The organism is Thioclava sp. PTB-PU3-1, assembly GCF_055666785.1.
Window position 1 is genome coordinate 365,902 of record NZ_JBVNVL010000003.1, and the last position, 23,598, is coordinate 389,499.

Here is a 23,598-nt window from a genome sequence, read left to right on the forward strand (position 1 = left end):
GCTCCCTTTAGTCGTCTTCGCGGATCAGGCCGCGTCGTCGTGGCGCGCCTTCTCCAGTTCCTTCTCCGCCCACTCGATCTGACCGGCCAGTTCGTCGATCGCCTGACCCAGTTCCTCGCGTTGGCGCGTCATTTCCTCCAGACGTTGCTGTGCGAGCTTGATCGTCTCGTTCAGCTGCGTCTTCTGCTTGTCGCCCATCTCGTAGAGGTCCAGCAGCTGGCGGATATCCTCCAGCGAAAACCCGAAACGTTTGCCGCGCAGGATCAGTTTCAGCCGGGCGCGATCGCGTCGCGTAAACAGCCGCTTCTGTCCCTCGCGAATGGGAAACAGCAACTCCTTGCTTTCGTAGAACCGCAGGGTGCGCGGGGTCACCTCGAAGGCGTCGCACATCTCGCGGATCGTCATTACTGTGTCGGTCATACTCTCTGCCTCGCGTTTCCTTTGCGTAATGCGACGCGGCAAATCGTCTGCCTGCAGCCACATTACAAGACTTCTTTACGTTCGCGTCACCGTAACGTGGCGTCACGAATCCAATGACGTAATGTCAGGGAATTTTTACCGTACGGTAAAGCAAGTTTCTTTCTTCGAAACTCGCCATAATCGTCAAGCTCACAAGGCGCTCTCACGACCTCGCTGACGTTAAGGAATGCATTTCAGGGTCAAGAATCAAGTGTGTCCCGAACCTGATCACGCAATTGTCGGAGGTCGTCGATAGCCGCGTCCAATTCTTCACGCTGCTGCGTCAATACGTCAAGCTGCCGATCGGCAAGTTCGACCCAGACGCGGTTCTGCTCTTCGGTGCCTTGCTGATCGTAGATCATGAGCCACTGGCGCAGTTCCTCAAGCGAGAAGCCAAATCGACGCCCGCGCAGGATCAACGTCATCCGCGCGACCTCGCGCGGGCCGTAATAGCGTGAGCGGCCTTCCTTCTGGGGATTGAGAAGCTCGATATACTCGTAATAGCGCAGCGTGCGCGGGGTCACGTCGAACCGCTCGCACATCTCCTTGAAGGACAATAAGTCTGACATCTATTCGGCCTCCCGATCCGGGCGAGAAGCTAGCGCGCCGGGCTGCAAGCTGCAAGCAATGCCGCCCGCGACCCGGCGCGCTTCAGCTTAGAGCTCGATCGCTTTGAGTATCTCGGGTTCGATGACATCCACCCCCGGCAAGCCGTCGATGAGCGGCTGGGCCGATTGCTCCAGCGCATCGAAAGTCTTGTAGTGGCAGGGGATGACGGTCTTGAAGTTGAAATACTTCTTCGACGCCCAGGCCGCGCGCTTCATGTCCATCGTGAAATGGCCGCCCGCTGCGAGGATGCCGATATCGGGATTATGCAGTTCGCCCATCCATTCCATGTCGGCCATGATGTCGGTGTCGCCGGTGACATAGATCGTGTGTCCCTCGGCTTCGATCATGAAGCCCGCGGGCTGGCCTGCATAGACCGGGTCGCCGCCCTTGTAATCGATCGAGGCCGAATGGGTCGCGTTGACCATCGTAACCTTCGCGCCGCCCAAATCGACCGTGCCGCCTTTGCCGAAGCCGACGGTTTCGACCCCCTCGGCGCCAAGGATGATCGACAATTCGTGAATGCAGTAGATCGGAATGCCCAGTTCCTTCGCGATCGGCACCGCATCGGAGGCGTGATCGCCATGGCCATGGGTCAGCAGAAGATGCGTCGCGCCTTCGATCGCTTCGCTGCGCTTATCGTCCGGAAAGACCGGCGAGCCGGTCAGGAACGGGTCGAGCAGGATCACCGCATCGCCGGTTTCGATGCGGAAGCCGGAATGGCCGAGCCAAATGACTTTCATATGGGTTTCCTCCGTTAGGCACTTCGATTGTGACAGGGTGACGTATCAGCACTGTGCAGGTTCCAAGATTAGCGCGCAAATTCGCGTGTGACAGGGCAGGGGCCCGCTGATGCGGGGCGCGGCGCTTGAAAGCCCCAGTGGCTCGGGCTAAACCGCCTTCCAAGACAAGCGGAGAAGCACATGTCCATTGATATCGACACCGCCCGCAAAGTGGCGCATCTGGCCCGGATCCGGGTGCCCGAAGACCATCTGCCCGAGCTCGCGCAGGAGCTTTCCAGCATCCTGACCTTCATGGAGCAGCTGGGCGAGGTCGACGTCGAGGGCGTCGAGCCGATGACCTCCGTGACGCCGATGCGCCTCAAGCGCCGCGTCGACGAGGTGACCGATGGCGGTTATCCCGAGAAAATCCTCAAGAACGCACCCGATGCCCGTGAGGGCTTCTTTGCCGTGCCGAAGGTGGTCGAATGAGCCTGAACAAACTGACGATTGCCGACGCGCGCGACGCGTTGAAAAAGGGCGATGTGACCGCGGTCGAACTGACCGAGTCCTGCCTGAGCGAGATCGAGGGTGCTGGCGCGCTGAACGCCTATGTGCACAAGACCCCCGAGATCGCGCTGGAGCAGGCCAAGGCCGCCGATGCCCGCATCAAGTCGGGCGATGCGCCCGCGATGTGCGGTATCCCGCTGGGCATCAAGGATCTTTTCGCCACCAAGGGCGTGGCGACGCAGGCCGCGTCGAACATCCTCGACGGGTTCAAGCCGGAATACGAATCCACCGTCACGCAGAACCTGTGGGATGCGGGCGCGGTGATGCTCGGCAAGCTGTCGATGGACGAATTCGCGATGGGCTCGTCGAACGAGACCGCCTGCTACGGTCCCGCCGTGAACCCGTGGAAGATCGACGACCGGAAACTGACGCCGGGCGGCTCCTCGGGCGGTTCCGCTGCCGCCGTGGCTGCCGATCTGTGCCTTGCCGCGACCGGCACCGATACCGGCGGCTCGATCCGCCAGCCCGCCGCCTTCACCGGCATCGTCGGCATCAAGCCAACCTATGGCCGCGTCTCGCGCTGGGGCGTGGTGGCCTTTGCCTCCTCGCTCGATCAGGCGGGCCCGATGACCAAATCGGTGCGCGACGCGGCGATCATGCTGGGCACGATGTGCTCGCACGATCCGAAGGATTCGACCTCCGCCGATATTCCGGTCCCGGATTTCGAGGCGGCGCTGACCGGCGACATTCGCGGCAAGAAGATCGGTATCCCGAAGGAATACCGCATCGAGGGCATGCCCGCCGAAATCCAGAAGCTCTGGGACGACGGCATCGCGATGATGAAAGATGCAGGCGCCGAGATCGTCGATATCTCGCTGCCGCATACGAAATACGCGCTGCCCGCCTATTACGTTGTGGCCCCGGCGGAAGCCTCGTCGAACCTCGCGCGCTATGATGGCGTGCGCTACGGTCACCGCGCCAAGCTCGCGGCGGGCGAGGGCATCGTCGACATGTACGAGAAGACCCGCGCCGAAGGCTTCGGCCCCGAGGTGCAGCGTCGCGTGATGATCGGCACCTATGTGCTGTCGGCTGGCTTCTACGACGCCTATTACAACCGCGCCCGCAAGGTCCGCGCGTTGATCAAGCGCGACTTCGAGCAGGTCTTCGCGCAGGGCATCGACTCGATCCTGACGCCCGCCACCCCGTCGGCCGCTTTCGGGCTGGGCGAGATGGACGGCGCCGATCCGGTCGAGATGTATATGCAGGACGTGTTCACCGTGACGGTGAACCTTGCGGGCCTTCCCGGCGTTTCGGTGCCGTGCGGGCTGGACAGCAAGGGGCTTCCGCTGGGGCTGCAACTCATCGGGCGGCCCTGGGAAGAGGGCGATCTGCTGAACCACGCCCATGTCCTCGAACAGGCCGCAGGCTTCTCGGCCAAACCGGAGAAATGGTGGTAACATGAAACAGGCACTCGCGACCCTCGGCGGCGTTCTGGCCCTCTCGGGCTGTATCTCTTCGATCCCCGACAGTGGCCCCGAGGCCCGTCGCGAGGCCGAACTGCGCGGCCAGCCCATCGTGCCGCCTTCGGCGCAGAGCGTTCTGCCGACCGACAATGGCACGACGAACCCCGACGCGCCCGGCGCTCCGCTGAACGCGACCGGCACCGCGATGCCCGGCACGACCAATGCGCTCTCTGCGCCGACGATCGACGCTGGCGGCACCATTGGCGACGACCCGTCGACCTCGGCCTCCAGCTCGAATGGCGGCGACAATAGCGGCGCTGCGATCGGGGCCGATGCGATGGCCGCACTGCAGCAGACCGACGCGTCGAACAGCACCGCCGGGTCAAGCACCACGGCCAGCTCGCCGGGCTTCGACACCACCGCGTCGAGCAGCCTCGCCACTGCGCCGGTCACGCAGAACACGATCAGCAATCAGGACAGCTCGGGCCCGAACCTCGCCGCCTATGCGCTGTCGGTGTCGAACCGGCCGGGTGATTCCGTCTACAAGCGGTCGGGCATCAAGCTGACCTCCGCGAGCAAGGCTTGCGCAAAATACACGTCCGCCGATCAGGCGCAGCGCGCCTTCCTCTCGGCGGGCGGTCCGCAGAAAGACCGGCTGAACCTCGATCCCGATGGCGACGGTTTCGCCTGCGGTTGGGATCCGACGCCGTTCCAGCAAGCGCGTCAGTGAGCGCCGACTGGCCCTCGCCCAATTACGGCCCGCGCCGCGATGGGGCGGTGCCGGAGCTTATCGTCATCCACTACACCGCGATGCGGTCCTGCGAATCTGCACGCACGCGCCTATGCCTCCCCGAGGCGGAGGTCTCCGCGCATTGGCTGATCGGTCGCGATGGCTCGGTCGAGCAGCTCGTGCCCGAAGAGATGCGCGCCTGGCATGCAGGCTTGGGGAGCTGGCAGGGTCTGGGCGATGTGAACTCGCGCTCCATTGGGATCGAGCTGGACAATGAAGGCGACCGTCCGTTCCCCGAGCCGCTGATGGCGTCACTGGAAGAGCTGCTGCCGCAGATTATGCGCCGCTGGGCAATCGCGCCGGAAAACGTCATCGGCCATTCGGATTTCGCGCCCGAGCGCAAGATCGACCCGGGGCCGCGTTTCGATTGGCAGCGCCTCGCGCGGCAGGGCCTGGCGATCTGGCCTGAGCGTGGCACTGCTGCACCCGTGGTGGACGCCGAGAGCTTCCTCGCGCTGGCCTCGAGCCTTGGCTACCCGGAAGCGCCGCTCGCGACGATCCTGCCCGCTTTCCGCCTGCGCTTCCGTCCGCGCCATGAGGGGCCGCTGGATACGGTCGATATGGCACTGGTCGCCGATCTGGCGATGCGCTTCGGCGCGGATGGCGGGGCGTGGCGATCGAGTTGAGGTCGGGGAGGGGGCTCTACCCCCACTCCCTCCGGGAGCCCCCCGAGATATTTCTTCCAAGCCGAAGAGGTGATCAGAGCGCGGCGGCGAGCCGGGTGCCCTGATCGATGGCGCGTTTCGCGTCGAGTTCCGCCGCCACATCCGCGCCGCCGATCACATGCGGGGTGCGGCCCGCCGCGATCAACGCATCGGCCAGCGAGCGGTCCGAGAGTTGGCCCGCACAGAGCACGACCGTATCGGCCTCGATCAGCGTCGGGTTCTCGCGCGCCTCGCCGAAAGTGACATGCAGCCCCTCGGCAGTGATCTTCTCGTAATTCACGCCGCCGATCATTTTCACGTCCTTCATATGCAGCGCCGCGCGGTGAACCCAGCCCGTGGTCTTGCCGAGGCGGCGGCCGAGCTTTTCCTTCTTGCGCTGCAGCAGCGTGACCTCGCGGGCAGGGGTTTCGGGCTCGGGTTTGGTCAACCCGCCCGGAGTCTGCGCCGGATCGCCGACGCCCCATTCGCGCTTCCATTCTTCCAGATCCAGCGTCGGGCTGTCGGTGACGGTCAGGAATTCGGCCACATCGAAGCCGATGCCGCCCGCGCCGATTACCGCGACGCGTTTGCCGGCGGTGACGCGGCCTTTGAGGATGTCGATATAAGTCACGACCTGCCCGCCCTCGGTCGGGATTTCCGGGTCGCGCGGCTGCACGCCGGTCGCGATGATGATCTCGTCGAAGGGCGCGAGCAATTCGGGCGTGGCGTCGGTCTCCAGCTTCACCGTCACGCCGGTCTTCTCGATCATGGTCTTGAACCAGTCGGTGAGGCCGTGGAACTCTTCCTTGCCGGGGATCGAGCGGGCCATGGTGAGCTGTCCGCCAAGTTCCGAGGCGCGGTCGAACAGGGTCACGGCATGGCCGCGCTCGGCCGCGGTGATCGCCGCAGACAGGCCCGCCGGGCCCGCGCCGACGACGGCGATGGATTTTGGTGCTTCGGTTTTCGTGATGACGATCTCGGTCTCATGCGCGGCGCGCGGATTCACGAGGCAGCTCGAGACCTTGCCCTGGAACGTGTGGTCCAGGCAGGCCTGGTTGCAGGCGATGCAGGGCGCGATCTCGGCGGCGCGGCCCTCTTTCGCCTTCACCACGAAATCCGCATCGGCGAGGAAGGGGCGCGCCATCGACACCATGTCGGCGCAGCCCTCGGCCAGGACGCTCTCGCCGATTTCCGGCGTGTTGATCCGGTTCGAGGTGATGACCGGGATCGAGACCTCGGGCTTGAGCCGACCGGTGAGCCAGGTGAAGGCCGCGCGCGGCACCGACGTCACGATGGTCGGCACCCGCGCCTCGTGCCAGCCGATGCCGGTGTTGAGCATCGTGGCGCCTGCCGCCTCGACGGCCTTGGCGAGCGTGACGACCTCTTCCCAGGTCGAGCCGTCGGGGATCAGGTCGATCAGCGAGATCCGGAAGATCACGATGAAATCGGGGCCGACCGCTTCGCGCACGCGCTTGACCACTTCGACGGGCAGGCGCATCCGGTTCTCGAACGAGCCGCCCCAACCGTCTTCGCGCTTATTGGTGTGGCGCACGAGGAACTGGTTGAGGAAATAGCCCTCGGAGCCCATCACCTCGACGCCGTCATAGCCCGCCTCGCGGGCGCGCGCGGCGGCGGTGGCAATGTCGGCGATCTGCTTCTCGATCCCGGCTTCATCGAGCTCTTTCGGCGGGAAGGGGGAGATTGGCGATTTGATAGCCGACGGGGCCACACAATCGGGGCCATAGGCGTAGCGGCCCGCATGGAGAATCTGCATTGCGATCCGGCCACCGGCTTCGTGGACGCGGTCGGTGATGATCTTGTGATGCGCGATGTCCTCGGGGGTGAACAGACCCGCCGCGCCGGGGAACACGCCGCCTTCGTTATTGGGGGCCATGCCGCCCGTCACCATCAGCGCGACACCGCCGCGCGCGCGCTCGGCATAGAACTCGGCCACCGCATTCCAGTCGCCGCGCTCTTCGAGATTGGTGTGCATCGAGCCCATCAGTACGCGGTTCGGCAGCGTCACATGGCCCAGATCGAGCGGCGTGAAGATATGCGGATATTGGCTCATGTAACCCTCCCTGATTTGGCCCGCACTCTGCGGCGCGAGGCCAAGCTTGTCACGTCAAACGCGGCGTCAGAGCGAAAGCGCCACCGTTTCGCAGGGATCACCAACCTGCGGGATTCTCTCCGATTGTTACCCTCGTATTGTCGCCGCGAAGTCTAAATTGCGCCCGATTTCGTGCCGATAAGCGGGAAATAAGAAACAGAAATTACAAGCCGAAGGGTGTTTGGGATGGATCGCCTGACTGAAATGGAAGCCTTTGCCACCGTTGTGGACCAAGGGGGCTTCACCGATGCGGCCAAGAAGATGGGCATCTCCAAATCGGCTGTGTCGAAACACGTCTCGGCGTTGGAGGCGCGCCTCGGCGCACGTCTTCTGAATCGCACCACCCGTCGCGTTTCGCCGACGGAAATCGGGCTGGCCTATTACGACCGCGCGCGCCGTGTTCTCAACGATGCGGGCGAGGCCGATGCGCTGGTCACGTCGATGCAGACGGCGCCGTCTGGGCTGCTGCGCATCTCGGTCGCCACCGATTTCGGTGTGAACCTTCTCTCGCCCGTTCTGGGCGAATTCCTGCAGGAATTCCCCGAAATCACCGTGAATATGGTGCTGAACAATCGATACGTCGAACTCATCTCCGAAGGGTTCGACATGGCGATCCGCGTCGGCGAACTGGAGGATTCGAGCCTGCGCGCGCGCAAGCTGACCGAGACCTCGCGCCGGATGATCGCCTCGCCGGACTACTTCGCGAAATTCGGTCGCCCCGAGCGGATCGACGATCTCAACGACCACAAGCTGCTGCATTATTCCAACCAGTCGGCGGGCAATGTCTGGAAGCTGACCGCGCCTTCGGGCGAGCGGCGCCAGGTCCGCTCGGCGGGCTGGCTGACGGTCAATGACGGTCAGTCGTTGCTGCATGCTGCCACGGCCGGTCTGGGGATCGCTTACCTGCCGTCCTTCCTTTACGCCGATGCGATGCGCGAAGGGCTGGTGGAAGAGGCGATGCCCGATCTGCCGATGGAGACGCTGGGCATCTACGCGATCTATCCGCCGGGCCGTTTCACCCAGCCGAAAGTGCGCGCCTTCATAGATTTCCTCGCCAAGACCTTCGCCGAGAAGGGCCCCGACAACTGGTGAGAGCGAACTCCCTCCCGCGCCGGGCCATTCCGCCAGCTGGCGCTAACTCCGGGTCGAGGTGAGAACCGCTTCGACCCGTCTGTTTTTCTCGCGCCCCTCTTTGGTCAGGTTGCTTGCGCGCGGGGCGAGGAAGCCCGCCCCCTCGGCGCTGACCTGCGACGCCGCGACCCCGTAATCGCCGACCAGCTTCTGCCGTGCCGATTGCGCGCGTTTCTTCGACAGCGCGATATTGGCCGCAAGCGAGCCCACCGCATCGGTATGACCCACCAGCATCACCTGAAAATCGGGATTGGCCTTGAGGAACTCGGCCAGTGCTTGCAGCGAGGCGAAATCGCCAGAACCTAGCGCGGAGGCCCCGGACGGAAAGTCGAGATCGTCGAGCGCGACCGAGCCCTGCGCCTCGAGCGTCTGCGCAAGCGCGGAGGGGGCAACTGCCGGCGCATCGGCGCGCGGCAGAATCGGCGCGGTTTGCGGCGGGGCGAGCGGATCGTCGGGCTGAGCAGGCGTGACGTCCTGCACCCGCATCTCGGTTACCTGAATGAAGCCCGACTCGGACGAGCGCGACACGGTGATTCCGAAGTAATCCGACCCTTTGCGCGCCGCGATATAGCGGAAGTCGCCCAGATCGACATGCATCGCGGGCTCTGACAGCAGGTCGAGCGCGTAGCGGAAATCAAAGCCGCCGCAGGCCTGCGTGTCGCATTCATAGAGGATGTCGTAGCCCGCCTGTTCGAGCTGGTCGCGCAGCGGGGCGAGGATTTGCAGTGTCGTGTTCTGATTGGCCCGCAACTGATAGGCGGTGTCGGAGCGCGCGCCTTCCAGATCGCGGGTCTCGAGCTGACCGTCCTGCCACGGCCCGACCGCCAACTGGTAGCTGGTGGCGGGGCTCGTTTCCTGCGCGGATTGGGTGGCGCCTGCGGGCAGTGTCAGGTCCGCCGATGCGGCCAGCGCCGCGTGGGACAGGGGGGCGGCCAGCAGACCGGCGAGGAGAAGGGACGCCCGGCCGGTCATGCGGCCTCCGGCGCGCGGCGATAGTGATACTGCGCGCGCACTTCCATGCCGAAGCTCTTGGCAAGCCCGTTCGAGGCATCGTTTTCAAATGTCGTGATCATCTCGAACCGCTCGGCCCCGGCCTCGGCGGCCCAGCGTGCGCCCTCATGGATCATCTCGCGCGCGAGGTTCATCCGGCGATATTGCGGCGCGACCGCGAGCGCATGGAGCATCGCGGCCCCTTCATAAACAGCGATATAGGCAACGCCTGCGGCCCGGTCTTCCTTGCGGCCGAGAACGCAGGTTTTCGGCACCTCGGCGCGATCCATGATCGCTTGGCGCTCGGGTCCGACATCGAGCTCGGTCCAAAGGTCGCGGGCGATCTGCAGCGGCGGCCAATGGGCGAAAGCGGTCACGGGCGGCACCTCGCCCTGCATCACGGCGATCGGAGCCGACCAGATCCGCACCGGATCATAGGATTCGTAGCCGCGCGCCTCCAGAACCGCATCCAACGCCTCGTCGCCCGCGCGGATCATGAAGCGCGGACGCTGGCCCAGGGCGCGATGCGCGGCTTCGGCGGCCGGAATGTCGGCCTGCTCGAGCGGCACTTCCAGCGTCGCGCAGCTGACGCGCGACCCGCCACCTTGCCCGTCGCGGATCAGAAACCCGCCCGCGCGGCGATATTCGGCTGCGGGCCAGGTCGCGTCGATGATCGCATAGGCGTCGATCATGTGCCCTCCGGGAAGGCGGTCTTCAGCTCGGCGAAGCCCGCGTCGACCTGAACGGGATCGGTGCCGCGCAGCACGAGATTGGTGCCGTAACGGCCCTCCTGCACGAAGGGGTAGGAGCCGATCGAGAGGTCGGGATAGCGACCCGCCAGCGCGCGCAGATCGTCGGCCACCGAGGATTCCGCGCGCAGCACCTGCAGGCTGCGCGAGATCATCGGCGCGCCGCCGGTGAGCTTCGGCAGAAGCCCCTCGACCATCGCCTGAAAGATGTTCGGCACCCCCGCCATCACGTGGACATTGCCCAGCGAGAAGCCCGGCGCGGCAGAGACCGGGTTCTCGATCAACACCGCCCCGTCGGGGATCCGCGCCATGCGCAGCCGCGCGGCGGTGAACTCGGTGTCGCGGGCTGCGTAATGCGCGGCGAGGATCGCCTTGGCATCCTCGCGCACGTCGAGCTTGGCCCCCATCGCCTCGGCCACCGCATCGGCGGTGATGTCGTCATGGGTCGGGCCGATTCCGCCGCTCGTAAAAAGGTGATCATGGGCTGCCGAGAGCTCCCGCACCGCGGCCACGATCACGTCATTGTCGTCCGGCACCACGCGGATTTCGCGGCAGGTGATTCCGCGCTCGACCAGCTGTCCGGCCAGATAATGCGCGTTTCCCTCGCGGGTGCGCCCCGAGAGGATTTCATCGCCGATGATCAGGATCGCTGCGGTGGGATTTGGCATCTGTGAGGCTCCTTTCGACTTGGTATAGGGCGCGGAACGGGGCGCGAAAAGCCCGGGCACTGGCCAAGCCCCGCTTTTGTGACTATCTAAAGGCCGAAACCCTTAAGGAGCAGACCGTTGGACGATACTCAGGGCCGCACCACGAAGGACGGAATCCGGATCTACGATCAGAGCGATTTTGCGGGAATGCGCGCCTCCTCGCAGGTGACGGCGCAGATCCTCGACGAGGTCGCCGATCTGGTGGAGCCGGGGGTCACGACCGCAGCACTCGACGCCTTCATCGAACGCCGCGTGGGCGAGCTGGGCGCCACCTCGGCGACCATCGGCTATCGCGGCTATCAGCACGCGAGCTGCATCTCGGTGAACCATGTCGTCTGCCACGGTATCCCGGGCGACAAGAAGCTGAAGGACGGCGATATCATCAATATCGACGTGACCGTGATCCTCGACGGCTGGTTCGGGGACAGCTCGCGCATGTATGTCGCGGGCAATCTGAGCCGCAAGGCCGAGCGTCTGATTCAGGTTACCCATGACTCGCTCATGGTCGGCATCGAGCAGGTTAAGCCCGGCAACACTTTTGGCGATATCGGTCATGCGATCCAGAAATTCGTCGAAAGCAACCGCATGTCGGTGGTGCGCGATTTCTGCGGCCACGGCGTGGGCAAGGTGTTCCACGCGCCGCCGAACGTGCTGCATTACGGGCGCGCAGGATCCGGAGCGATGCTGGAAGAGGGCATGATCTTCACGATCGAGCCGATGGTGAACCTCGGCCGCCCCGAGACCAAGGTTCTGGCCGACGATTGGACCGCCGTGACGCGGGACAAATCGCTGTCGGCGCAGTTCGAGCATTCGGTGGGTGTGACCGCCGATGGCTGCGAGATCTTCACCACCTCGCCGGCGGGGCGTTTCCACCCGACCTGGCGCTAAGGTTCAGGCGTTAGTGGGGGCTCTGCCCCCGCTGGCTGCGCCAGCCCCCCGGGATATTTCCGCCAAGCCGAAATTTAAGGGTCGAGGCCGATGAGCCGCGGCACCTGGGCCATGTCGGTGAACAGTTCCGCGCCTTCCGCCGCGAGCTTCGGATTGTCGCCTTTCGGAGAGTAGCCGAGGCAGCGCATGCCTGCGTTTTTCGCCGCGCGCGCGCCGGTGGCGCTATCCTCGATCACCACGCAAGCCTTCGGGTCAGCGCCCAGATGGCGCGCGGCATGGATGTAGAGATCGGGCTTCGGCTTGGGCAGTCCCATGTCCTGACCCGAGAACAGCAGCCCTTCGAGCCGCGTGCGAATATCCGGGTGCTGCCCGAGCGTCGCCTCCATCTTCGCCTGCCGCCCGTTCGAGCCGACCGCGAAGGGAATTCCCTCCGCATCGAGCCGGGCGAGAAGGCGCGGGATGCCCGGTATCAGTTCGGTGCCCTCGCGCAGCCGGGCGTAGAGCCCCTCGTAATAGCTGTCGACCCAGCCTTCGGGCAGATCGGCCCCGTGCTCGCGGCCCCATTGATAGACATTCTCGATGGTGGAGCCGATGAAGGCCTCTTCCAGTTCGGAGATCGTCTTATGCACGCCGTAGCGGGCGAATTCTTCCTGAATCAGGTCGAAGGTCGCAGGCTCGCTGTCGACGAGCACGCCGTCGCAATCGAACAGGACGGCATGGGGGATCTTCGGGTGGTTTGTCATTCAGGCATCCGGGCAAGGGTTACGAGCGTGTCGCCATAACGGCGCTGGTCGAGCTGTTCGAGGGCGGCGGGCAGGATCGGCGGGGTGTTCTCTTCCCAAACGATCATCGCGCCCGGAGCGATCCATCCATTCTCGAGGCAGGAGGCGAGGGCGCGTTCGCCCAGCCCCATCCCATAGGGCGGGTCGAGGAAGATCAGATCGTAGCCGGGGCCGCGATTGGGGCCCATGTTGGTTGCATCGCGCCGCCAGACATCGGTGACGCCCATCGCGCGCATCGCCTCGATATTGCGGCGCAGAAGTGCGCGGGCGGCTGTGCCGTCATCGACGAAAGCCACGCGGGCCGCGCCGCGCGACAGAGCTTCCAGCCCCAGCGCGCCGGTGCCTGCGAAGAGATCGAGCACCCTCGCCTCGGGCACCGGATTGCCACGCCCGCCATTCGTCAGCAGGTTGAAGATCGACTCGCGCACGCGATCGGTCGTGGGGCGCAGATGCGCGTCCACGTCGCCTGCACCCACATCCGCCAGTTTCAGCCCGCGTTTCGCCCCACCGATAATTCTCATTTCATCAGGGCTTTCAGCTCTGCCGTGGTCTCGACCGCTTCGGGCGTCACGGGCTTGCCCGCTTCGATGAGGCGCTTGCCGACCATGTAGGCGCGCGCATCGTTGATTGCGTCCACCGCGATCAGGCGGCCTGCGCGGAAATACCAGAAGCTGCTGCCGTCATCGTGGCGGCTGACGACCTGATCGTAGCCCGCATTGAGCCCGGCGATCTGCAGCTTCGCGTCGAACTGATCCGACCAGAACCACGGTTTGGGCGCGTAGGCGCGCTCCGCGCCCAGCATGTTCGCGGCCACCAGCTCGCCCATGTCGATCGCGTTGCCGACGGATTCCAGGCGGATACGTCCTTCGGCCCCGGGGAAGGAGGCGCAATCGCCCGCCGCCCAGATATGGGGCGCGGAGGTGCGGCCCTGCGCGTCGGCGGCGATGCCGTTTTCGCAATGGATACCGGCTTCGCGGGCGACCTCTTCGTCGGGGGTGATGCCGATGCCGACGATCACGAAATCGGCGGGCAATTCGCGTCCGTCCTCGAGGATTGCGCCGGTGACGGTCTCCTCGCCGGTCAGTCGCGTCAGGCCAACCCCTTCGAGGATTTCGACGCCGCGCTCGCTGTGCAGCTTGCGGATCGCGTCTGCGGTTTCTTCGCAGGCGACCCGGCCGAGGATGCGCGGGGCGGCTTCGACCAGCGTGACCTCGAGGCCGAGTTTGCGCGCGACCGCCGCTGCTTCCAGCCCGATATAGCCGCCGCCGACCACTACGAGCCGTTTGCCTTCTGTGAAATGGGGCTGCATCTGGTCGACATCCGCGAGGTTGCGCACGGTGAAGACATTGCCCAGATCGCCGCCGATCGCCGCGGGCAGACGGCGCGGCGTGGCCCCGGTGCAGAGCGCGAGTTCGGAATAATCGAGCGTCTCGCCATCCGACAGGGTGACCGTCTGCGCCTCGGCATCGATCGCGGTGACGGAGGTGCCGAGCCGCAGCGTGATGTCGTTCTCCTGCCACCAGTCGGGGGCGCGCAGCGTCAGGCGCTCCAGCTCCATCTCGCCCAGCAGATAGGCTTTCGACAGGGGCGGACGCTGGTAGGGCTGAATGGGCTCCGAGCCGATCACGGTGATCGCACCGTCATATTTCAGCGCCCGCAGTTTCGCGGCCATGGAGGCTGCGGCCTGTCCCGCGCCGACGATCACTATTCCGCTCATAACTTTCTCCACTGGCCCGGCTCGCGCCTGACCCTATATCGACGGGCGGAACAAGTGCAACGCGAACAAATCGGAGCTTTCTATGACCTTAACGACCGGCGACGTACTTCCCGGCGCGACTTTCCTCGCCGTGGGCGATGAAGGGCCGCAACCCGTGAGCCTCGGCGACAAGATGAAGGGCCGCAAGATCGTGATCTTCGCCGTGCCGGGCGCCTATACCGGCGTCTGCACCACCGCGCATGTGCCCAGCTTCATCCGCACCAAGGACCAATTCGCCGAAAAGGGCGTGGACGAGATCATCTGCGTCTCGGTCAACGATCCCTTTGTCATGCAGGCTTGGGGCGAGGCAACGGGCGCGACCGATGCAGGGCTGACCATGCTGGCCGACCCGGAAGCCGCCTTCACCCAGGCGATCGAGATGGACTTCACCGCGCCGCCCGCGGGTCTCATTAACCGCTCGAAGCGCTACGCGATGCTCGTCGAGGATGGTGTGGTCAAGCACCTGAATGTCGAGGAAAGCCCCGGCACCTGCGAAGCCTCGGCAGGCGAGGGGCTTCTCGCGGAACTCTGATCCGCCGCCCTGACAAAATGAAAACGCCCGGCCAAGGAGCCGGGCGTTTTTCGTTCAGTCTTTGTCTTTTTCGACCGGCTCGGTCAGTCGCATCACCGGGCGTCCGATATCGCGGTCGACCTCGGCCACGCCCTCGGCCAGCGAATCCAGCGCGCCGGCCAGTTCGATGTCGAGGACACTGACGCCACCGCAGTCATGGGTCGTCAGCGTGATTTCGAGCTTGTTGTAGACGTTGCGCCAGTCGGGATGGTGATCCATCTTCTCGGCGCAGAGCGCGGCTTGGCTCATGAAGCCCCACGCGGCGGAGAAATCCTTGAACAGAAGCCGCTTGATCAAGGCATCCTGCCCATCGGCCGCGCGCCATCCGGTATCTTCAAGCGCGTTCAGCAGCGCTTTGCGTTCCTCGGGTTCGAGCTTCGATGTCATCGCTTACTCCCTGATGCGTTAAGCTGGCCCGCAGCCTTGCAGCAGCGGGCCGCCAGTTCAAGCGGCGCCGCTTTCGCGGGTCACGCTGCGGGTCTCGATCTTCGGCACCTGCACCACTTCGAGCGTGCGGGTGGGGAAGGGGATGCCGATGCGGTTCGCGTCGAACTCCACCTTGATCTTGCGGGTATATTCCGCCTGAAGTCCCCAGAAATCTTCCGTCTTGGCCCAGACGCGGAAGGTGAAATCGACCGAGCTGTCGCCCAGTTGCTTCACGCGGATCACGGGCGCAGGCTCCGGCAGGGCGCGCGGATCGGAGAGCGAGATATTCTCCAGCACTTCCTGCGTTTTCTTCAGGTCCGCGTCATAGGCGACGCCGATGGTCAGATCCATCATCCTCGTCGGGTTGGCGGAGAAATTGGTGATCGCGCTCGACCAGATGTCGCTGTTGGGCACGATGATCTGGATGCCGTCATAGGTCGTCAGCACCGTGTAGAAGAGCTGGATCTCGGTCACCGTGCCGCTTTCCGAGCCCGCCGCGATGAAATCGCCTTGGCGGAACGGGCGGAACAGGATGATCATCACGCCCGCCGCGAGGTTCGACAGTGTGCCTTGCAGCGCGAGACCGATAGCCAGACCGGCGGCACCGACAAGGGCGGCCAGCGAGGTCGTCTGAATGCCGAAGCGGTTGAGGATGAAGATCACCCCGATCGCGAGGATCAGGTATTTCACCATATTGCCGAGGAAGCCGAAGAGCGTGTCGTCCAGCCGTTTGTAGCGCTGCGATAGCGCCACGATGCGTCGTTTGGCCCAGGCCGAGATCGCCATCGCGACCAGCAGGATCACCAGCGCAGCCACCACATTCACCGCAACCATGATGGCCGCATCGATCCGATCCTGCGTCAGCCATGCGCTGACATCGGTCAGGTCATTGAAATTCATTCATCGCTCCCGTCATACGTCCTTTAACACTGCTACTTATCACGCCTGCTCATCGCTGCCACCCGAGGGGCTCCGGAACGGCCCCATTTCGGTAAGTATCTCGATATCTTCGTCCACGGCGGCGCGTTCGGCCTCCAGATACTCCGCGACCGCCCCGCGCAGACCTTCATGGCCGATCCAATGCGCCGAATGGGTGGCCACGGGCAGGTAGCCGCGCGCCAGCTTGTGTTCGCCCTGCGCCCCGGCCTCGACGCGGCTCAGCTTGTGCGCGATCGCGTAATCGACCGCCTGATGATAGCAAAGCTCGAAATGCAGGAAGGGGTGATCCTCGATGCAGCCCCAGTATCGCCCGAACAGAGCATCGCGCCCGATCAGGTTCAGCGCGCCCGCAATCGGGCGGTCTCCGTTCATCGCCAGCACAAGAAGCACGTCCTCGCGCATCTCGTGCAGAAGGTCGAAGAAGGCGCGGCTCAGATAGGGGCGGCCCCATTTCCGCGCGCCGGTGTCCTGATAGAACCGCCAGAACGCATCCCAATGCTCGGGTCGTATATCGTCGCCAGTCAGCTGCACGATCTCGCCACCGAAAGCCTGCGCCCGCTGGCGTTCCTTGCGCAGCGTCTTGCGCTTGCGCGAACTCAGATCGCCAAGGAACTGCTCGAAGCTCTCGTAATCGTCGTTGAACCAGTGGAATTGCTGCCCGAGCCGCGGCAGCCAGCCCGCCTCGGCGGCAAGCTCCGCCTCGTCCTCGGTGCAGAAGGTCATATGGACCGACGAGACCCCGGCCCCTTCCGCGATCTGAGCCATCCCGGCCAGCAGCGCGCGGCCCCCGGCCTCTTCCAGCCCCGGCAGAACCAGCAGACGCCGCCCGGCCACGGGGGTGAAGGGCACCGCGCATTGCAGCTTGGGGTAATAGCGCCCGCCCGCACGCTCGAACGCATCGGCCCAGCCGTGATCGAAGACATATTCGCCCTGGCTGTGCGATTTCACGTAGAGCGGCGCGACGCCGATCACCCGATCGCCCATCCGCGCCACAAGATGCCGTGCGTCCCAGCCCGTGCCCGGCCCGACCGAGCCGGAGGCCTCCAAGGCCGCAAGAAACCGATGCGTGGTGAACGGGTCGAACGCCCGCTCCCCATCCCCGATTTCGGGGCAGGCGCAGGCGTTCCAGTCTTCTTCACTTATTTCGGAAATATCCGAATAAAGCGTGATTTCAACGCTTTGATCCATTTTATCCCGGGTGGTTAGGCCATCCTTTGCCTGAATCTGTACCCTGAGCGCGCGGCGTCAAGCCGGAAGCGCCGAGAGGTAGCCCTCGAAGGTCACGTTATCGGCCACCCGACGCGCCAGTGCCTCCTCGTCGACCGAGCGGATCGTCCAGCACAGAACCGGCACGCCGAGCGATTTCAGCTCGGTCACTCGCAGCGCGTTCAGGTCCTTCGCCTCATGCGAGATGAAGGCCGCGCCGACACGCTCGAAATCGGGAATATGGCGCAGCTCGTCGCCGCGCGCTGCGGGCAGCAGCGCCCAGTCATTGGGCTGATAGGCCGAGGTCGTCAGCCCGACCGGAACGCCCGGGGCCAATTCGCCGAATGCCGCCACCGCATGCGGATTGAAGGACATCACCGCAACCGGGCCTTCATAGTCGCGCAGCAACAGCGCCGTCGCCTCTTCCAGCGGGCCGATCTGCTGACCGAGCGCACCGTCCTGATCCTTGATCTCGACCAGAAGCGGCACCTGACCGTTCACGATCTCCAGCACTTCGGCGAGGGTCGGAATGCCCTCCTGCGTCCCGCTCAGATGGATCGCGCCGAGCTCTGCCGACGTGCGCTGGCGTACCGGGCCGCGCTCTGCGGTCAGCCGGTCCAGCGCGTAGTCGTGAAACACCATCGGCACGCCATCGGCCGAAAGTTGCACGTCGATTTCGATCCCGTAGCCCGCCGCGATAGCCGCACGGATTGCGCCACGGCTGTTTTCGGGACGGCCGAGCGTGTAGTCGTGCAGCGCCCGATGCGCGATCGGAAGCCGGAGAAAATCAGGATGCAATGCCATCACGCGACCTCGAAAATCGCCTCGATTTCGACCGCGACGCCCATCGGCAGCGAGGCCGCCGAGACCGCGGAACGCGCGTGACGCCCCGCATCACCGAAGACCTCGACCATCAGGTCCGAACAGCCGTTCACGACCTTGGGCTGATCGGTGAACTCAGGCGTCGAATTCACGAAGCCCACCAGCTTCACCACGCGGAGCTTGTCGAGATCACCAATGGCCGCTTTCGCCTGCGCGATCAGCGCCAGCCCGCAGAACCGCGCCGCCATCGCGCCCTCTTCGACATCCATCCCGTCGCCGAGCTTGCCGCGGATCAGCCCCTCGGGCCCGTTCGAGATCTGTCCCGAGACGAACAGTTGATTGCCGGTGCGCACGAAGGGCACGTAGTTTGCCGCCGGGGCCGGGGCATCGGGAAGGTGAATTCCCAGCTCTTCGAGACGTGCTTCGATCTTGGCCATTGCGCCCTCCATGAAATTTCGCGGCGAGGCTAGGCGCGCGCCTGTTTCCCCGCAAGCTGATTCGCGTCTCTTCTTCTTGATCGAAATATCCCGGGGGCGCGATAGAGCGGGGCAGCGCCCCTCGCCGTTATGCGACCAGCGCCTCGGCCTTCTTCAGGTCGACCGATACCAGCTGGCTAACGCCTTGCTCTTGCATCGTCACCCCGAACAGACGGTCCATCCGCGCCATCGTCACCGCGTGGTGGGTGATGATCAGGAAGCGCGTATCGGTGCGCCGCGTCATCTCGTCGAGCAGGTCGCAGAAGCGCGTCACGTTGGCGTCATCGAGCGGCGCGTCGACCTCATCGAGCACGCAGATCGGGGCGGGGTTGGCCATGAAGACCGCGAAGATCAGCGCCATCGCGGTCAGCGTCTGCTCGCCGCCCGACAGCAGCGACAGCGTCGATAGCTTCTTGCCCGGCGGTTGGCACATGATCTCGAGACCGGCCTCCAGCGGGTCGTCGCTTTCGACCAGTTGCAGGTTTGCCGAGCCACCGCCGAAGAGGTGGGTGAACAGCGTGCGGAAATTCTCGTTCACCTGCTCGAACGCGGTCAGAAGACGCTCGCGCCCTTCGCGGTTCAGGCCCGAAATCCCGGCGCGCAGCTTGCGGATCGCCTCTTCGAGATCGGATTTCTCCTGCACCAGCGCGTCATGCTCTTCCTGCACCTCGCGGGCGTCTTCTTCGGCGCGCAGGTTCACCGCACCAAGGCTCTCGCGGAGCCGCTTGAGCCGGTTCACTTCCGCGTCGAGCTTCTCCGCGTCGGGCATCTTCTCGGGATCGGCATCAAGGCTTTTCAGAAGATCCTGCGGCGACTTCTCGGTCTCCTCCAGAATACGTTCGGCGGCATAGGCGACGGTTTCGCGGGCCGCATCGACGCGGGCTTCGGCGCGGGCGCGGGCTTCGCGCGCCTCACCAGCCAGACGTTCGGCCTCGCGTTCGGCCAGCTGCGCCTCGCGCAGGGCGCTTTCCGCGCTGGAAAGCTTGTCCGACGCCCCGGCCTGACGCGCTTCGGCGGTGGCGATGGCCTCCGACAGCTCGGCGCGTTTCGCGGCCAGTTCCTCGGGCGCGGCGGAGGCGTCTTTCAGCTCTGCCTCGCTCTCGATCTTGCGGGTTTCCAGCTCGGCAGAGCGTTTCTCGGCGGTCTCCAAGCGGTGCCGCCAGCCCGAGATTTCCTTGGTGATCTCCTGCCGACGCTTCAGTCGCGCTTCGCCTTCCCGACGGATTTCGTCATGGGCGGAGCGCTTGGTCATCATCGTCATCCGCGCCGCTTCGACGGTCATCTTCACCGCCTCGACGTCGCCGCGCGCGGCGTCCAGATCGGGCAGGGAGGATTGCGCATTCTCCGCCTCGCGCAGCGCCATCCGCGCGCTGCCAGCCTCTTCCTCGTGGCGGGCGACGGCAAGCTGGGCGCTTTCCAGCTTCGAGCTGGCGATGGAGCGATCAGCCTCGGCGCGGCTGAGAGCGCGGCCCGCTTCGGCCAGACGGCGATCGGCATCGCGGCGCGCCTCGCGGGCGGCGGCATCGGCGCGGGTGGCCTCTGCCAGCGCGGCGGTCAGCGCCTCATGGGCGGATTTCGCGCCCGAAGCGCGCGCCTCGGCCTCTTCCAGATCGCGCTTCAACTCCACCAGACGGTTGAGCTGTTGCAAGCGCAATGCGGCGGCGGTCGGCGCATCCTCGGCACCGGCGCGATAGCCGTCCCAGCGCCACAGGTCGCCCTCAGTCGAGACGAGGCGCTGGCCGGGGGCCAGTTGATCCTGCAGCCGCACACCCTCATCGTAATCTTCGACCAGACCGATCTGCGAAATCCGGCGGACCAGCACATCGGGCACATCGACATGGGCCGAGAGCGGCTCGACACCGACGGGCAGGGGCTGCGGCGCGGGATAGTCGGGCAGGGCTTGCCAGCCGGTCGCGTCATCCTCGCCGACTTCCGGCGCGCGCAGGTCATCGGCGAGCGCGGCACCAAGCGCCGCCTCGTAGCCGCGATCCACCCGGACGCGGTCGAGAATTTGCTGACCGTTGGAGGCTTCGCGCTCGACCAGACGCGCGAGCGCCGACACCTCGGCCCGCAACGCCCCCGCTTCGCCCTCGGCTTCCGAGCGCGCCGCCCGGGCCGCGCTTTCGCGGCCCTGCGCCTCGGCGCGCGCGTCATCGGCTTGGCCAAGCGCTTCCTCGGCGGCTTCGGCGGCGGCTTGCGCCTGTGTCTGTGCACCTTCGGCCGCCTCGAATTCCGTATTCGCCTTCGCAAGCGCAGCAGCAGCGGTTTCGGCGGCTTGCTTCGCCTGCGCCGCGGCGGCTTCGGATTTCTCCGCCGTCGCGCGGTTGTCGGTGACGAGGCGCTGCGACGACTGGTGGCGGGCAGCGAGCCGCGCGACATCCTCGGTCAGCTCCGAAAGTTGCGCCTCGCGCTCCTGCAAAATCTGCGCGGCCTCATGGGCGGCATCGACCGCGGCGGCCAGCTTGTCTTCATGCCCCTCGGAGGCTTTCGCGATCTGCGCCTGCTCCCATTCGAGCCGCCCGATCGTCTCGCCCGCATCGCGGTTGAGACCCGCTTCGCGCTCCATGTCGCGCACGAGCTGCTCGATCCGGGCTTTCAGCGTCTCGATCCGCGCGATCGCCTGATCTTCCTGATCCGAGAGCGCGTCGCGCTGCACGGTGAGCCGTTGCAGGATCGCGCCCGCGATGGCCTCTTCCTCGCGCAGCGGCGGTAGCGCGTCTTCCTTGCCCTGCCGGGCCTTTGCCGCCTCGCGGGAGGCTTTCTCGGCCTGCGCGGCCCCGGCGACCTTCTCGCGATGCGCCTCTTCCGCCGTGGTGCGGGCCAGGTCGGCCTCGCGCCAGCGGCGATACAGCAGCATCCCCTCGGCGCGGCGCAGCTCTTCGCCGATGGTGCGGTAGCGCGCGGCCTGGCGCGCCTGCCGGGCGAGGGTGGCCAGTTGCGAGGCGAGCTGCTCGATCACGTCGTCGACGCGGGTCAGGTTCTGTTCGGCGCCGTTCAGCTTCAACTCCGCTTCGTGGCGGCGCTGATAGAGGCCCGAGATCCCGGCCGCTTCCTCGAGGATACGGCGGCGGTTCTTCGGTTTGGCGTTGATCAGTTCGGAAATCTGGCCCTGCCGCACGAGCGCGGGCGAATGGGCGCCGGTCGAGGCGTCGGCGAACAGCATCTGCACGTCGCGGGCGCGCACGTCCTTGGAGTTCACCTTATAGGCCGAGCCTGCATCGCGGGTGATCCGGCGCACGATCTCCAGCCCGTCGCTGTCGTTGAACCCCGAGGGCGCGAGCCGCTCGGTATTATCGATCTGCAGCGCGACTTCCGCGAAATTGCGCGCGCCCCGCGACGAAGCGCCCGCGAAGATCACGTCTTCCATCCCGCCGCCGCGCATCGCCGAGGGGCGGTTCTCGCCCATCACCCAGCGCAGCGCTTCCAGGAGGTTCGACTTGCCGCAGCCATTGGGTCCGACGACGCCGGTCAGCCCGTCATGGATCACGAGATCCGTGGGGTCCACGAAGCTCTTGAAACCGTTGAGACGAAGCCGAGAGAAGCGCAATTGCCGAACTTTCCGAATCTGACTGAGTTCTGAGAAGTGTCCGTAGAGCAGGCCTGCGAGTCAATGGAAAGACACCGCATCTGGCGATGATGGGACTGTTATCCACAATATATTGGCGCATTCTTGCGCAGGTATCGGGGGTGCGAGATGCCCGCTGGCGCAGTCGAGTATGCACCTCCGCTGTCTTTTCCTTTTGATCGCGGAGGCTTAGCATCAGGTGCGTCCCAAGGAGCCGACCGATGATCCCAGCCCTGTCCCTGATCCTCGCCTGCCAACTCGCTGGCGAGATACTGTCCCGCGCCTTGCAACTGCCGCTTCCCGGCCCGGTTCTGGGGATGATCTTCCTGCTGATCGCAATGAGCGTCTCAGGGAAGGTGCAGCAGATCGTGCGCCCCACGGGTCAATTCGTGTTGCAACACCTGTCGCTTCTCTTCGTGCCTGCGGGCGTTGGGATCGTCGCCCACCTCGGCGCATTGCGCGAGCATGGGGTGGGGCTGGCGGTGGCGCTGGTGGTGTCGACGATGTTGGCGATCGTGGTCGGGGCGGCGGCCTTCGTCGCGGTGGCGAAGCTGACCCGGAGCGACGTCGATGACTGATCCGTTCAAGCTCTGGTCCTATCTTTCCTCCGAACCGCTCTTGTGGCTGTGGGCGACGCTAATCGCCTATTGGATCGGGGATACGATCTTCAGGCGCGTGAACCGCAGCCCCTTCGCCAATCCGGTGATGATTGCGGTGGTGATCCTCGGCGCGGTGCTCCTGATGACCGGCACGCCCTATCAGCGCTATTTCGACGGGGCGCAATTCGTGCACTTCATGCTGGGCCCAGCGACGGTCTGTCTCGCGGTGCCGCTGCATGCGAACCTGCCGAAAGTGAAACGCGCCCTGCTACCGATCGCGGCGGGGCTGGTCGCGGGGTCGGTCACGGCCATCGTCTCGGTGCTGGCGATTGCGAAGGCGATGGGCGCGGGGCCGGAACTGCTCGCCTCGCTCGCGCCGAAATCGGTGACGGCCCCGGTGGCTATCGGGATTTCGCAATCGCTTGGTGGCGAGCCGTCGCTGACGGCGGCGCTGGTGATCCTCACTGGGATGATCGGGGCGATCACGGTGACGCCAATGCTCAACCTGCTGGGCTTTCGCGACTGGCGGGCGCGGGGCTTCGCGGTGGGTGTCGCGGCGCATGGGATCGGCACGGCGCGCGCCTTTCAGGTGCATGAGACTGCAGGCGCGTTTGCGTCCATCGGCATGGGGCTGAACGCGGTGCTGACCGCTTTCCTCGCGCCGGTGGTGCTGAGCTACTTCGGTTAATC

The 23,598-nt window shown here is 65.3% G+C and carries 25 protein-coding genes; 9 read left to right on the forward strand and 16 right to left on the reverse strand.

What is annotated here, in order from left to right; translation table 11 throughout:
* Positions 1-24: 24 nt before the first annotated feature.
* The 3 genes from ACZ7GB_RS11520 to ACZ7GB_RS11530 all read right to left on the reverse strand — a co-directional run bounded on the left by ACZ7GB_RS11520 (position 25) and on the right by ACZ7GB_RS11530 (position 1,808).
* On the reverse strand, positions 25-420 hold the full coding sequence (locus ACZ7GB_RS11520; RefSeq protein ID WP_078522328.1) for a MerR family transcriptional regulator: 396 nt from the start codon (positions 418-420) through the stop codon (positions 25-27).
* A 239-nt stretch (positions 421-659) separates the two neighbouring features.
* A complete protein-coding gene (locus tag ACZ7GB_RS11525; protein WP_078522329.1) occupies positions 660-1,028 on the reverse strand; it encodes a MerR family transcriptional regulator in 369 nt (122 codons plus the stop codon).
* Positions 1,029-1,115: 87 nt separating this feature from the next.
* Positions 1,116-1,808 carry a metal-dependent hydrolase gene (locus ACZ7GB_RS11530; protein ID WP_472158775.1) on the reverse strand — a complete coding sequence of 231 codons (693 nt, stop codon included), beginning with the start codon at positions 1,806-1,808 and terminating at the stop codon, positions 1,116-1,118.
* 180 nt (positions 1,809-1,988) lie between these two features.
* Here ACZ7GB_RS11530 and gatC point away from each other — a divergent pair, with 180 nt between their 5' ends.
* The 4 genes from gatC to ACZ7GB_RS11550 are packed head-to-tail and all read left to right on the forward strand — an operon-like array spanning position 1,989 to position 5,173.
* On the forward strand, positions 1,989-2,276 hold the full coding sequence (gene gatC / locus ACZ7GB_RS11535; protein WP_078570776.1) for an Asp-tRNA(Asn)/Glu-tRNA(Gln) amidotransferase subunit GatC: 288 nt from the start codon (positions 1,989-1,991) through the stop codon (positions 2,274-2,276).
* The gene (gatA, locus tag ACZ7GB_RS11540) at positions 2,273-3,751 is read left to right on the forward strand and encodes an Asp-tRNA(Asn)/Glu-tRNA(Gln) amidotransferase subunit GatA (protein ID WP_083076279.1); all 1,479 of its coding nucleotides are present in this window, start codon (positions 2,273-2,275) and stop codon (positions 3,749-3,751) included. Before gatC ends, gatA begins: the two co-directional genes overlap by 4 nt.
* A gap of 1 nt (position 3,752) precedes the next feature.
* Positions 3,753-4,487, forward strand: a complete 735-nt coding sequence (locus ACZ7GB_RS11545) for a hypothetical protein (RefSeq protein WP_472158776.1) — start codon at positions 3,753-3,755, stop codon at positions 4,485-4,487.
* Entirely contained in the window at positions 4,484-5,173 is a 690-nt protein-coding gene (locus tag ACZ7GB_RS11550) for an N-acetylmuramoyl-L-alanine amidase (protein ID WP_472158778.1), read from the forward strand. The genes ACZ7GB_RS11545 and ACZ7GB_RS11550 overlap by 4 nt, the downstream gene beginning before the upstream one ends.
* Positions 5,174-5,246: 73 nt before the next feature.
* Here the strand turns inward: ACZ7GB_RS11550 and ACZ7GB_RS11555 are convergent, their stop codons facing one another.
* The gene (locus ACZ7GB_RS11555; protein ID WP_472158779.1) at positions 5,247-7,262 is read right to left on the reverse strand and encodes an oxidoreductase; all 2,016 of its coding nucleotides are present in this window, start codon (positions 7,260-7,262) and stop codon (positions 5,247-5,249) included.
* 225 nt (positions 7,263-7,487) lie between these two features.
* Between ACZ7GB_RS11555 and ACZ7GB_RS11560 the strand changes: the two genes are divergently transcribed.
* A complete protein-coding gene (locus ACZ7GB_RS11560; RefSeq protein ID WP_152844707.1) occupies positions 7,488-8,393 on the forward strand; it encodes a LysR family transcriptional regulator in 906 nt (301 codons plus the stop codon).
* A gap of 42 nt (positions 8,394-8,435) precedes the next feature.
* Here the strand turns inward: ACZ7GB_RS11560 and ACZ7GB_RS11565 are convergent, their stop codons facing one another.
* From ACZ7GB_RS11565 to ACZ7GB_RS11575, 3 genes are read right to left on the reverse strand one after another with little or no spacing between them, the layout of a single operon-like run.
* Complete coding sequence (locus ACZ7GB_RS11565; protein WP_472158781.1) at positions 8,436-9,404, reverse strand: OmpA family protein; 969 nt, start codon at positions 9,402-9,404, stop codon at positions 8,436-8,438.
* Positions 9,401-10,114, reverse strand: coding sequence for a GNAT family N-acetyltransferase (locus ACZ7GB_RS11570; protein ID WP_472158782.1), 714 nt, complete (start codon positions 10,112-10,114; stop codon positions 9,401-9,403). Before ACZ7GB_RS11570 ends, ACZ7GB_RS11565 begins: the two co-directional genes overlap by 4 nt.
* Positions 10,111-10,839 (reverse strand): competence/damage-inducible protein A, encoded by a 729-nt coding sequence (locus ACZ7GB_RS11575; RefSeq protein ID WP_347430257.1) that lies wholly within the window; start codon positions 10,837-10,839, stop codon positions 10,111-10,113. The genes ACZ7GB_RS11570 and ACZ7GB_RS11575 overlap by 4 nt, the downstream gene beginning before the upstream one ends.
* A 117-nt stretch (positions 10,840-10,956) precedes the next feature.
* Here ACZ7GB_RS11575 and map point away from each other — a divergent pair, with 117 nt between their 5' ends.
* Positions 10,957-11,766 (forward strand): type I methionyl aminopeptidase, encoded by an 810-nt coding sequence (gene map, locus ACZ7GB_RS11580; RefSeq protein ID WP_078550844.1) that lies wholly within the window; start codon positions 10,957-10,959, stop codon positions 11,764-11,766.
* Between the two features lie 74 nt (positions 11,767-11,840).
* On the opposite strand, the gene ACZ7GB_RS11585 is transcribed toward map, so the two are convergent.
* From ACZ7GB_RS11585 to ACZ7GB_RS11595, 3 genes are read right to left on the reverse strand one after another with little or no spacing between them, the layout of a single operon-like run.
* Positions 11,841-12,509, reverse strand: coding sequence for an HAD family hydrolase (locus ACZ7GB_RS11585; protein WP_472158784.1), 669 nt, complete (start codon positions 12,507-12,509; stop codon positions 11,841-11,843).
* Positions 12,506-13,069: a 16S rRNA (guanine(966)-N(2))-methyltransferase RsmD gene (gene rsmD, locus ACZ7GB_RS11590; protein ID WP_472158785.1), complete on the reverse strand. Its 564-nt coding sequence runs from the start codon at positions 13,067-13,069 to the stop codon at positions 12,506-12,508. Before rsmD ends, ACZ7GB_RS11585 begins: the two co-directional genes overlap by 4 nt.
* On the reverse strand, positions 13,066-14,265 hold the full coding sequence (locus tag ACZ7GB_RS11595) for an NAD(P)/FAD-dependent oxidoreductase (protein ID WP_472158787.1): 1,200 nt from the start codon (positions 14,263-14,265) through the stop codon (positions 13,066-13,068). Before ACZ7GB_RS11595 ends, rsmD begins: the two co-directional genes overlap by 4 nt.
* Positions 14,266-14,347: 82 nt before the next feature.
* Between ACZ7GB_RS11595 and ACZ7GB_RS11600 the strand changes: the two genes are divergently transcribed.
* Positions 14,348-14,836, forward strand: a complete 489-nt coding sequence (locus tag ACZ7GB_RS11600) for a peroxiredoxin (RefSeq protein WP_078522341.1) — start codon at positions 14,348-14,350, stop codon at positions 14,834-14,836.
* Positions 14,837-14,890: 54 nt separating this feature from the next.
* On the opposite strand, the gene ACZ7GB_RS11605 is transcribed toward ACZ7GB_RS11600, so the two are convergent.
* The 6 genes from ACZ7GB_RS11605 to smc form a co-directional block, all read right to left on the reverse strand.
* Positions 14,891-15,262 (reverse strand): 4a-hydroxytetrahydrobiopterin dehydratase, encoded by a 372-nt coding sequence (locus ACZ7GB_RS11605; RefSeq protein WP_472158789.1) that lies wholly within the window; start codon positions 15,260-15,262, stop codon positions 14,891-14,893.
* A 57-nt stretch (positions 15,263-15,319) separates the two neighbouring features.
* Complete coding sequence (locus ACZ7GB_RS11610) at positions 15,320-16,201, reverse strand: mechanosensitive ion channel family protein (protein ID WP_347430261.1); 882 nt, start codon at positions 16,199-16,201, stop codon at positions 15,320-15,322.
* 39 nt (positions 16,202-16,240) lie between these two features.
* Positions 16,241-17,428: a GNAT family N-acetyltransferase gene (locus ACZ7GB_RS11615; RefSeq protein ID WP_472158790.1), complete on the reverse strand. Its 1,188-nt coding sequence runs from the start codon at positions 17,426-17,428 to the stop codon at positions 16,241-16,243.
* Between the two features lie 57 nt (positions 17,429-17,485).
* On the reverse strand, positions 17,486-18,250 hold the full coding sequence (locus ACZ7GB_RS11620) for a glycerophosphodiester phosphodiesterase family protein (protein WP_472158792.1): 765 nt from the start codon (positions 18,248-18,250) through the stop codon (positions 17,486-17,488).
* Complete coding sequence (locus ACZ7GB_RS11625; protein WP_078541698.1) at positions 18,250-18,705, reverse strand: RidA family protein; 456 nt, start codon at positions 18,703-18,705, stop codon at positions 18,250-18,252. Before ACZ7GB_RS11625 ends, ACZ7GB_RS11620 begins: the two co-directional genes overlap by 1 nt.
* A gap of 127 nt (positions 18,706-18,832) precedes the next feature.
* Positions 18,833-22,291 (reverse strand): chromosome segregation protein SMC, encoded by a 3,459-nt coding sequence (gene smc, locus ACZ7GB_RS11630; protein WP_472158793.1) that lies wholly within the window; start codon positions 22,289-22,291, stop codon positions 18,833-18,835.
* Between the two features lie 239 nt (positions 22,292-22,530).
* On the opposite strand from smc, the gene ACZ7GB_RS11635 reads away from it, so the two are divergent.
* Together ACZ7GB_RS11635 and ACZ7GB_RS11640 are read left to right on the forward strand one after the other, a co-directional pair.
* Positions 22,531-22,887, forward strand: a complete 357-nt coding sequence (locus ACZ7GB_RS11635; protein WP_078602250.1) for a CidA/LrgA family protein — start codon at positions 22,531-22,533, stop codon at positions 22,885-22,887.
* Positions 22,880-23,596 carry an LrgB family protein gene (locus ACZ7GB_RS11640; RefSeq protein WP_083076251.1) on the forward strand — a complete coding sequence of 239 codons (717 nt, stop codon included), beginning with the start codon at positions 22,880-22,882 and terminating at the stop codon, positions 23,594-23,596. Before ACZ7GB_RS11635 ends, ACZ7GB_RS11640 begins: the two co-directional genes overlap by 8 nt.
* Positions 23,597-23,598: the final 2 nt, after the last annotated feature.

Bases quoted from the DNA above. Each gene is read 5' to 3' on its own strand.
- ACZ7GB_RS11520 (WP_078522328.1), bottom strand. From the start codon at position 420: ATGACCGACACAGTAATGACGATCCGCGAGATGTGCGACGCCTTCGAG.
- ACZ7GB_RS11525 (WP_078522329.1), bottom strand. From the start codon at position 1,028: ATGTCAGACTTATTGTCCTTCAAGGAGATGTGCGAGCGGTTCGACGTG.
- ACZ7GB_RS11530 (WP_472158775.1), bottom strand. From the start codon at position 1,808: ATGAAAGTCATTTGGCTCGGCCATTCCGGCTTCCGCATCGAAACCGGC.
- gatC (WP_078570776.1), top strand. From the start codon at position 1,989: ATGTCCATTGATATCGACACCGCCCGCAAAGTGGCGCATCTGGCCCGG.
- gatA (WP_083076279.1), top strand. From the start codon at position 2,273: ATGAGCCTGAACAAACTGACGATTGCCGACGCGCGCGACGCGTTGAAA.
- ACZ7GB_RS11545 (WP_472158776.1), top strand. From the start codon at position 3,753: ATGAAACAGGCACTCGCGACCCTCGGCGGCGTTCTGGCCCTCTCGGGC.
- ACZ7GB_RS11555 (WP_472158779.1), bottom strand. From the start codon at position 7,262: ATGAGCCAATATCCGCATATCTTCACGCCGCTCGATCTGGGCCATGTG.
- ACZ7GB_RS11560 (WP_152844707.1), top strand. From the start codon at position 7,488: ATGGATCGCCTGACTGAAATGGAAGCCTTTGCCACCGTTGTGGACCAA.
- ACZ7GB_RS11565 (WP_472158781.1), bottom strand. From the start codon at position 9,404: ATGACCGGCCGGGCGTCCCTTCTCCTCGCCGGTCTGCTGGCCGCCCCC.
- ACZ7GB_RS11570 (WP_472158782.1), bottom strand. From the start codon at position 10,114: ATGATCGACGCCTATGCGATCATCGACGCGACCTGGCCCGCAGCCGAA.
- ACZ7GB_RS11575 (WP_347430257.1), bottom strand. From the start codon at position 10,839: ATGCCAAATCCCACCGCAGCGATCCTGATCATCGGCGATGAAATCCTC.
- ACZ7GB_RS11585 (WP_472158784.1), bottom strand. From the start codon at position 12,509: ATGACAAACCACCCGAAGATCCCCCATGCCGTCCTGTTCGATTGCGAC.
- rsmD (WP_472158785.1), bottom strand. From the start codon at position 13,069: ATGAGAATTATCGGTGGGGCGAAACGCGGGCTGAAACTGGCGGATGTG.
- ACZ7GB_RS11595 (WP_472158787.1), bottom strand. From the start codon at position 14,265: ATGAGCGGAATAGTGATCGTCGGCGCGGGACAGGCCGCAGCCTCCATG.
- ACZ7GB_RS11600 (WP_078522341.1), top strand. From the start codon at position 14,348: ATGACCTTAACGACCGGCGACGTACTTCCCGGCGCGACTTTCCTCGCC.
- ACZ7GB_RS11605 (WP_472158789.1), bottom strand. From the start codon at position 15,262: ATGACATCGAAGCTCGAACCCGAGGAACGCAAAGCGCTGCTGAACGCG.
- ACZ7GB_RS11610 (WP_347430261.1), bottom strand. From the start codon at position 16,201: ATGAATTTCAATGACCTGACCGATGTCAGCGCATGGCTGACGCAGGAT.
- ACZ7GB_RS11615 (WP_472158790.1), bottom strand. From the start codon at position 17,428: ATGGATCAAAGCGTTGAAATCACGCTTTATTCGGATATTTCCGAAATA.
- ACZ7GB_RS11620 (WP_472158792.1), bottom strand. From the start codon at position 18,250: ATGGCATTGCATCCTGATTTTCTCCGGCTTCCGATCGCGCATCGGGCG.
- ACZ7GB_RS11625 (WP_078541698.1), bottom strand. From the start codon at position 18,705: ATGGCCAAGATCGAAGCACGTCTCGAAGAGCTGGGAATTCACCTTCCC.
- ACZ7GB_RS11635 (WP_078602250.1), top strand. From the start codon at position 22,531: ATGATCCCAGCCCTGTCCCTGATCCTCGCCTGCCAACTCGCTGGCGAG.
- ACZ7GB_RS11640 (WP_083076251.1), top strand. From the start codon at position 22,880: ATGACTGATCCGTTCAAGCTCTGGTCCTATCTTTCCTCCGAACCGCTC.